The following is an 8,639-nucleotide window of genomic DNA, read 5'->3' on the forward strand; positions in this document are numbered from 1 at the left end:
AATTACTTATCGACTTGCGCAGTTTGTGACTCATCGTTTATCGGGAATTCGACTGTAAAAGTCGATCCGACACCACGCTGACTTTTCACATGAATCACGCCCCCGATAGAATCAACTAACTCTTTAACAATTGCCAAGCCCAGACCGGTTCCGCTCACCTTTTGCTTGGTTCTGGAATCGTCTGCCCGATAAAACCGTTCAAACAATCTGGAAATATCTTTTTGCGCAATTCCGATTCCCGTATCCACCACTTGAAGCTGCCAAAAGCTATCATTGGCAGAATATTTAACAGTCACACTTCCACCAGACCGGTTATATTTAATTGCATTACTAACAAGATTTTGTAAAATTCTGGTCAACATCTGCGAATCAACACTTACAACTGCATCTTGTGGTACCTCATCAACTAACGTGATATCACGAACCTTTGCCATTGAAGAATATCCTGTCAATTTTGTGTCAACAAACTTCCTCAACTCTAATGCCTGTGAATGATGTGGCGTTCCGTTCTGAATATGTGAAATCGTCAGAACATCTTGAATCAATGAAGTCAGTTGTGTACTTTGTTGATCAATAATTTTTAAAAACTCAACCAACGTTTTTCGGTCATCCATTGCACCACCCAAAAGTGTTTTCGCAAAACCGGAAATAGCCGTAACTGGCGTTTTTAATTCGTGACTGGCATTACGCAAGAAATCAATCTGCATTTGTTTAACGTTTATAATGTCTGAAATATCATACATAATCACTGAGATATGGTAATCATTTTCTAACTGATTATAGACAACGCTCGTGTCCCAAGTCGAAGAATGATCCCCGACACTTCTAATTTCAGTCTGTTGAGATTCATGATCTTCAAAAACCCGTTCAATGAGTGAAAGTAACTGATAATTTCTAATATCCTGTGAGTACGAATGTGGCTGATTCATAATACTCCTTTGAAGCATTGAGGCCATTTTATGATTTGCAAATATCACGTCTTGACTGGAATCAATGACCATAATTCCAACAGGTAAGCTTGAAAGAATTGTGACAAGTTCCGTATTACTATTTTTAATCGTTTTACTTTCGTCCTGTTGACGAGATTGAAGTTCAGTTAACTGGTCAGCAATTTGTTTATAAGGATTACCCGGACGAATAAATAACGGTGCTACAGGTTGATGGGAAACAATACTTTTTGTCATATATTCCAGTTGTTTGCGAATTTTCTCGTTCTTTCGAAAATCCAATGTCGCGGTCACAATTGCTACTGTTAAGCAAAAAGAAAAAACAAATGCCAAAAAAATAAGGTCACGGTTATCTCTAGCAAACCCAAAAAAGAGCATTAAAAAAGTAACACTACTCAGCCCTAAAATAATTAGGATTTGTCGATACGCTTTACTCAGCGTCATCGCCTCCTGTTGAGAACTCATAACCAAACCCACGAATAGTTTTTAGATACTTGGGACGTTTAGGATCCGATTCGATTTTTTCACGAAGATGTGCAATTTGAATATCTACCATACGGCTTTGACCCGAATAATCAAATCCCCAAACACCTTGCAACAATTGATCCCTACTTAGTACTTGATTTTCGTGACCGACAAGATATTGCATTAGTTCGAATTCTTTTGGTGTTAATTTCAGATTTTGATCATTGACACTCACTTTGTACTGCTTATGATCAATTGTAAACGGACCAGTTGTTTCTATGTCTCCACTTTTAATTGGTGCAGCATTCTGTTGGTTTGAAGGCTCGCTTTTTTCATATCTTCTCAAGACAGCATTAATTCGGGCAATGACCTCCCGAGGGCTGAATGGCTTTGGTACATAGTCGTCGGCTCCCATTTCCAAGCCAAAAACCTTATCAAATTCAGTATCTTTTGCAGTTAAAACAATGACTGGCGTATCGTTTCTGTCCATCCGAATTCGTTTTAAAACTTCTTCACCACTCATCTCTGGTAACATTAAATCAAGTAAAACAATGTCATAATGATTATTTTCAATCATTGATAACGCGTCAGCACCATTAGTTGCGCTTTGAACGTCAAAACTTGCTTGCTTCAAATTATATTCAAGTAAAGTTACAATTGCCGGTTCATCATCAACTACTAATACTTTTTTCAAGGGAAGATCCTCCTACTGTGTGTTTACTCAACAGACTGCGTATACGTTTTAACCCCGATTTCATGAGGCGAATTCTTAAAAATTGCCGATTCCGTCATTTTTAATTGATCATGACGATCCCGAACCTTAAAACGACAATATGTCGGACTCGTGGATAGTGCCCGATAAAATTGATCATCATTAGAAACTTGGATATCATTAACCGTCAAAATAACATCTCCAACCGATAAATTCATTTTTGCTGCCGGGGTTCCAGGCTGAATGCCAATAATTCGGATGCCATCCATAACTTCACTGTACTCAAATTGTTGCTTTCGATCCCGATGCTTCACAATCAAAATAACACCATAGTAACAAATCATTAAAAAGATCATCGCTGGCAGAACGAGTTTATGATTAAAAGCAGCTCCGATAACCATTAAAATGCCCAAACCGGCGACTAACATCATTAACTTTCCCAAGTTCCTAAAGAATTCCCGAGGGGTGCTTTTTCGCACTGTTAATTTTAAACCAATTAAAATCGGCACAATTAAAATCACAAATGAATGGTGATTAATTTGAAATACCGGAAGAAAGCCCAACCCAATTTTAAACCAGTCTCCAGGGAGCAACAATAGTAGCGGAAAAATAGTTAATTCGTTAAATGGATAAACGGCAACTTTGTTATTTCGTTTGTTTCGCGAAATGGCTGGCGAATCAAATCGACCGGCGTTTGCTCGTACAAATAATCCTGTTGCAAAAATGACTACTGCCAGAATTGCTAAATAGTTTACCGGGTTAACTTGGTGACTTGAAATTCCCATATTCACAAACCACTTTTCAATAAAATTAAATTGTGTCATTTGCGGTAATAAAAGTGATAAAATGCCTGCAGCTCCAATTAAAGTAACGCCTAAGAATTGCCACGGAATCAGTATGAGTGCGATTAAGCAGAGTCCCTCATAGAGAATTAGCCATTGAAGAGATGTCATTAATAAGGAACCGAAAACGACAGAAAAAATAACGCCAATCATTAAACCATTTCTGACAAAATGGCGTCCTTCGTAAAAGTCCTCGTAAATAGCAGAATTAAAAATTCTGCGTTCTCGTTTAACACGATTCGTATGTATCAAATAAGCTCGAACAACTCCAACCCACAACATAGGTTGAAGAACATAGAAACAAATTGCCAATAGAAATTTCATAAATTTTTCCCTCATCCGTTATTATGGTATAAGTATAGCATTGATTAATTAAAATTTGAAAGCCAGCTAAGTAAAAACAATCCACTGAAAAGATCGGTTAGGTATAGATAACAGTTGTTAAAAAGGTCTGGGCAAAATATGTCTTTGCCCAGACCCTTTCGAATCTAATTTAACTCTATATTAAGTCGATATTATTTTAACAATGCGCATTTATTCCGGGTTGTCCTTACTTAACTGCCATTGCAGGTAAGCATTAATAAATGGATCGAGATCACCATCCATCACACCATTGACGTTGGCCGTTTCATAATTTGTTCGATGATCTTTTACCATTGAATAAGGATGGAAGACATACGACCGAATTTGAGATCCCCAGCCGATATCCAACTGCTCTCCTTCAATTTTTGCCTTTTCTTCCGCCTTTTTCTGTTCCTCTAATTCATAAAGTTTTGACTTCAACATGTTTAAAGCCGTTTGTCTATTTTGCAATTGGGATCGTTGTGCCTGGCTGGCAACGACAATACCAGTCGGAATATGAGTAATTCGCACAGCGGATGACGTTTTGTTAACATGCTGACCACCGGCACCACTCGCACGATAAACATCGACTTTTAATTCATCCGGACTAATTTTGATAGAAACATCATCATCTAGTTCCGGCATCACATCCACTGAAGCAAAAGAAGTATGTCTTCTTCCGGCAGAGTCAAATGGTGAAATTCTAACTAATCGATGGACACCCTTTTCAGATCGAAGATAACCATATGCATTTTCACCACTAATCAGTATTGAGACACTGTTAATACCTGCGACTTCACCAACTTGATAATCAAGTACATCAACCTTAAAATTGTGTGATTCGGCCCAACGAGTATACATCCTCAACAACATCGAACCCCAATCTTGAGCTTCTGTACCGCCTGCTCCAGGGTGAATTTCCAAAATGGCATTATTATGATCGTACTTGCCATTCAATAATAATCCCAACTGATACCTATCAAGTTGCTTTTTTAGTTTATCTGCTTCGCCAATAAACTCATCTTGCATTCCGGAATCCGGATCTTCGGAAATCAATTCTAATGTAACCTTTAAATCATCAAGCTCTTTGGTTAGTGTGTTAAACCTGTCACGCTTTGTTTTTAATTGATTCGTCTCGTCAATCATTTTTTGAGCCGCTTGCTGGTCATCCCAAAACCCGGGTTCAGCCATCTTTGCTTCATTGATACTTATACTTTCACTCAGCGCATCAAAGTCAAAGAGACCCCCTAAAGCCATCGATGGCTTTTTGCATATCTGCGATTTGTTTTTTTGCTTCACTTAATTCAAATACCATATTTATGCCTCATTTCAAATTAAAACTTTTTTACCGAACAATCGCCACAATTGCAAAAGAAGTTGAGACAAAAATGAATTTTTGCCTCAACCTCATCGCTTAATTTCGGACAATCACAACTCTTAACCGCCATTTGAGCGGATAGTCTTGTTTGCAAACCGAAACAATTTGTCATTATCTTTGCATATTTTGACGAATTTCTGCCTTCATGAAGAGACGGGTTGCATCATAGTCAATATCTGCAATCATTTCTTCAAACATTTTATATCCTTCACGTTGATACTCAACTAATGGATTTAATTGACCATATCCACGAAGACCGATTGACTGACGAAGTTGATCCATCATGTCAATGTGATCGGTCCAGTGAGAATCAACAACTCGAAGAATAACAACCTTTTCAAACTCAAGCATTTGAGATTCATCATAAAGCTGTTTTTGTTTTTCTTTATAAACCGAATTTGCAAGATCCATTAACATCTTCTTGATTTCATCGGCCGTCTTATTTTGAAAATCCTCAAGTGAAATTTTATCAGGACTTACCATTGCGCTAATCGCAAAGTCAAGAATTGTTTGGAGATCCCAGTCTTCTTTTTCACCTTGAGTATGCAAATCAACAATTCGGTTAACAGTCCGTTCAATCATCGGTATAATAACCCACTTAAGGTCTTTATTTTCCTCAATGACTTCTTGACGTTCACCATAAATAACTTCACGCTGTTGACGCATAACATCATCATACTGAAGAACGTTCTTACGAGAATCATAGTTGTTACCTTCAACTCGTTTCTGAGCCGACTCAACTTGCTTGGTGATCATCTTGGAACGAATAACAGCATCTTCACCTTCAACGTTTAAATGCTCCAAGAAGTTCTTGATTTTATCAGAACCAAAGCGGCGCATTAAATCGTCTTCAAGTGACAAATAAAATTGTGACAAGCCAGGATCACCCTGACGACCAGAACGGCCACGAAGCTGATTATCAATACGACGTGATTCATGTCGTTCAGTCCCAATAACCGCTAGACCACCTAGTTCCACAACCCCGGGTCCAAGTTTGATATCGGTACCACGTCCAGCCATGTTGGTAGCAATTGTAACAGCTCCCTTTTGACCGGCATTCATAACAATATCAGCTTCTTTTGCATGATTCTTAGCGTTTAAAACAACATGAGGAATTTGTTCCTCATCAAGTCGCTTTGAAAGGTATTCGGAAGTTTCAACCGCAACCGTACCAATTAACATCGGCTGGCCCTTTTTATGGAGTTGCTTGATTTCTTTAACAACTGCATCGAACTTTGCGTCCAAAGTTGGGTATAAAACATCTGGATGGTCGACTCGGACAACCGGTTTGTTGGTTGGCACAGAGATAACCTCCATGTTATAAATCTCACGGAATTCCTCAGCTTCGGTTTTGGCAGTACCTGTCATACCAGCAAGCTTCTTATACATACGGAACATGTTTTGATAAGTAATTGTTGCCATGGTCTTACTTTCCTCTTGGATTTCAACGCCTTCTTTGGCTTCAATTGCTTGGTGAAGACCATCAGAAAAACGACGACCCTGCATAATCCGTCCGGTAAACGAGTCAACAATTAACACTTCACCGTCCTGAACCACGTAATCCTTATCCCGCAGCATAATGAAGTTAGCACGTAATGCTTGATCCAAATGATGGGTCAAGGCTGTATTATCTGTATCATACAAGTTTTTTAAGTTAAAGTATTTTTCGGCTTTTTCAATTCCCTTATCAGTTAATGAAACCGTCTTAGTCTCCAAATCAATCTTAAAATCATCTTTTTCGTGAAGCGTCTTAGCAAATCGATCTGTTCGTTGATACAACTCGGAAGTTCCGGTTGATTGACCAGAAATAATCAACGGTGTTCGTGCCTCATCAATTAAAATAGAATCAACCTCATCTACAATCGCAAAATTAAGTGGACGTTGAACCATCTCTTCTTTGTACGCTACCATGTTATCACGCAGGTAGTCAAACCCAATTTCACTATTGGTCGAGTAAGTAATGTCACATGCATAGGCTTCACGTTTTTGATCTGGTGTCATTTCAGCTAAATTGGCACCTACAGTTAATCCCAGCCAATTGTACAGCTCACCCATTTCAGTCGCATCACGTTGAGATAGGTACTCGTTAACCGTGACAACGTGAACGCCTTCTCCTGCGAGAGCATTCAAATAAACAGGCATTGTCGCAGTTAACGTCTTACCTTCACCAGTCTTCATTTCAGCAATATTACCTTCGTGAAGCACGATTCCACCCATAATTTGAACGTGGAATGGGTAAAGCCCAAGAACCCGACGAGCACCCTCCCGAGCAACAGCAAATGCCTCAGGAAGTAAATCGTCGAGTGTTTCACCATTTTTATAGCGTTCTTTAAACGCCGGTGTCTTGGCTTGTAATTCTTCATCGCTGAGTTGACGATACTCGTCTGCATATACCCCAACTTCATCAGCAATTTTGCTTAATCGTTTGAGTTCATGCTTGTCGCTTTCAACCCATTTTTTTAAAAGATTAGCCATTGAAAGATTCCCTTCTAAATCAGTTATTCATTTTAATGTCTTTATCGTATTAATCAACTACATACTTGTTTATTGTAACATTCAAGGCCATCAATGAAAACACCTTGATAACATTTACAGCATTCGTTTATCATAATACTTTTCAAATCAATAGGAAAGAGTGAACTTTGAAACTATCAATTTTTTAATAAATAGACAAAAAGACTTCCCTTTAGTCGGCTGGCTTTATCATCCAGTTCGCCTAAAGGGAAGTCTCTCATTATTTATTCTTCGCCGGTTTCAATCAAACCATAGCGACCATCATTACGACGGTAAACAATATCGATGTTTGATGTATCGGCATCTTCATAAATAAAGAAATCGTGCCCCAACATGTCCATTTGAAGAATTGCTTCCTCATTGTCCATTGGTTTTAAGGCCAAACGCTTTGTTCGCACAACATCGAACTGTGACTGATTATCATCCGAATCAGAAGTCGTTTGATCATCATTTGGGACGAATTCCAAATTCTTGAAGCCCTTCTCACGAGATTTACGATTAACCTTTGTCTTGTATTTTCGAATTTGACGTTCGAGTTTGTCAGTTACCAAATCAACGCTGGCATACAAGTCATTGGAAAGCTCTTCAGCTCGTAATGTTAGGAATGGTAAAGGAATCGTTACCTCAACTTTAGCTTGTTTATCTGGATAAACCCTCAGATTGACATGAGCAGTATTCTTCATGTCCTTTTCAAAGTATTTTTCCAGTTTGCTGACTCGCTTTTCGACATAATCACGAATCGCTTGAGTTACCTCAATATTTTCTCCACGAATGTTAAAAATTAGCATAACGTTCTCTCCCTTCACCATTAATGGTTTAATGGTCCAGTAATGAAAGTGATTTCACTGCTGGCTACAACTTTAGTATAAATGAAAGTTCGTCTTTTAACAATCATCAGGTCCGATTAATTTATCGAGCAAACGTGAGGCCCTTAACGCATCGAGCTCCTGCACGATATAACAAAGCTGCAGCATGTCGAATTGTTGTTCCGGTTGTGTACACATCATCAACGACTACAATCGTCTTTTGCCTGATTAATTCACTCTCGTGATCAATCAATTCAAACGGCTGATCAGCATTAAGCCTCTGCAATCGATTCTTTTCGGATTGGCGGCTTTCTTTTTTTTCCTTGTCGTGTACGGAGGCAGTTAACTGGTTGAACACCTTCACACAATCCCAAGACCTGATTAAAGCCGCGTTCTTGAAAGGTGCTTTCATTAACCGGAATGACAACAATCGGGCAACGCATTGCCTTTAATTCAGAAACGATTAACCGATTAAATACGTTTCTTAATCGATAATCTCCAAGAAATTTGTACTGCTTCATGTATGCTCTCATCGCATCGTTATATTCAAAAAGTGCCCGATTAGCAAACGGCTTTTTAAAATAATGCTGCCACTTTATGCAATCCTGACATGGGTCATTCAAGTTACCAAAA

The 8,639-nt window shown here is 38.7% G+C and carries 8 protein-coding genes; all 8 read right to left on the reverse strand.

What is annotated here, in order from left to right; genetic code table 11:
* Window positions 1-2: 2 nt before the first annotated feature.
* Window positions 3-1,391, reverse strand: a complete 1,389-nt coding sequence (locus tag HMPREF0519_RS07190; protein WP_004561716.1) for a sensor histidine kinase — start codon at window positions 1,389-1,391, stop codon at window positions 3-5.
* Window positions 1,378-2,106, reverse strand: coding sequence for a response regulator transcription factor (locus HMPREF0519_RS07195; protein ID WP_004561717.1), 729 nt, complete (start codon window positions 2,104-2,106; stop codon window positions 1,378-1,380). The genes HMPREF0519_RS07190 and HMPREF0519_RS07195 overlap by 14 nt, the downstream gene beginning before the upstream one ends.
* 23 nt (window positions 2,107-2,129) lie before the next feature.
* Window positions 2,130-3,290: a PDZ domain-containing protein gene (locus HMPREF0519_RS07200; RefSeq protein ID WP_225428946.1), complete on the reverse strand. Its 1,161-nt coding sequence runs from the start codon at window positions 3,288-3,290 to the stop codon at window positions 2,130-2,132.
* A 210-nt stretch (window positions 3,291-3,500) separates the two neighbouring features.
* A protein-coding gene (gene prfB / locus HMPREF0519_RS07205; RefSeq protein WP_190870464.1) for a peptide chain release factor 2 occupies window positions 3,501-4,623 on the reverse strand; the annotation gives its coding sequence in 2 pieces (ribosomal slippage) (window positions 3,501-4,544 and window positions 4,546-4,623; 1,122 coding nt in all).
* 174 nt (window positions 4,624-4,797) lie between these two features.
* Window positions 4,798-7,161 carry a preprotein translocase subunit SecA gene (secA, locus tag HMPREF0519_RS07210; RefSeq protein ID WP_003554603.1) on the reverse strand — a complete coding sequence of 788 codons (2,364 nt, stop codon included), beginning with the start codon at window positions 7,159-7,161 and terminating at the stop codon, window positions 4,798-4,800.
* Window positions 7,162-7,424: 263 nt separating this feature from the next.
* Entirely contained in the window at window positions 7,425-7,988 is a 564-nt protein-coding gene (gene hpf, locus HMPREF0519_RS07215) for a ribosome hibernation-promoting factor, HPF/YfiA family (RefSeq protein WP_035444809.1), read from the reverse strand.
* 121 nt (window positions 7,989-8,109) lie between these two features.
* Window positions 8,110-8,370: a ComF family protein gene (locus HMPREF0519_RS14380; RefSeq protein ID WP_225429192.1), complete on the reverse strand. Its 261-nt coding sequence runs from the start codon at window positions 8,368-8,370 to the stop codon at window positions 8,110-8,112.
* Window positions 8,279-8,639, reverse strand: a 361-nt coding sequence (locus HMPREF0519_RS07220; protein ID WP_369077483.1) for a ComF family protein, incomplete at its 5' end; no start/stop codon positions are given. The genes HMPREF0519_RS07220 and HMPREF0519_RS14380, both read right to left, overlap by 92 nt.

Origin of the sequence: Lentilactobacillus hilgardii DSM 20176 = ATCC 8290 (assembly GCF_000159315.1) — a bacterium.
Lineage (GTDB): Bacteria > Bacillota > Bacilli > Lactobacillales > Lactobacillaceae > Lentilactobacillus > Lentilactobacillus hilgardii.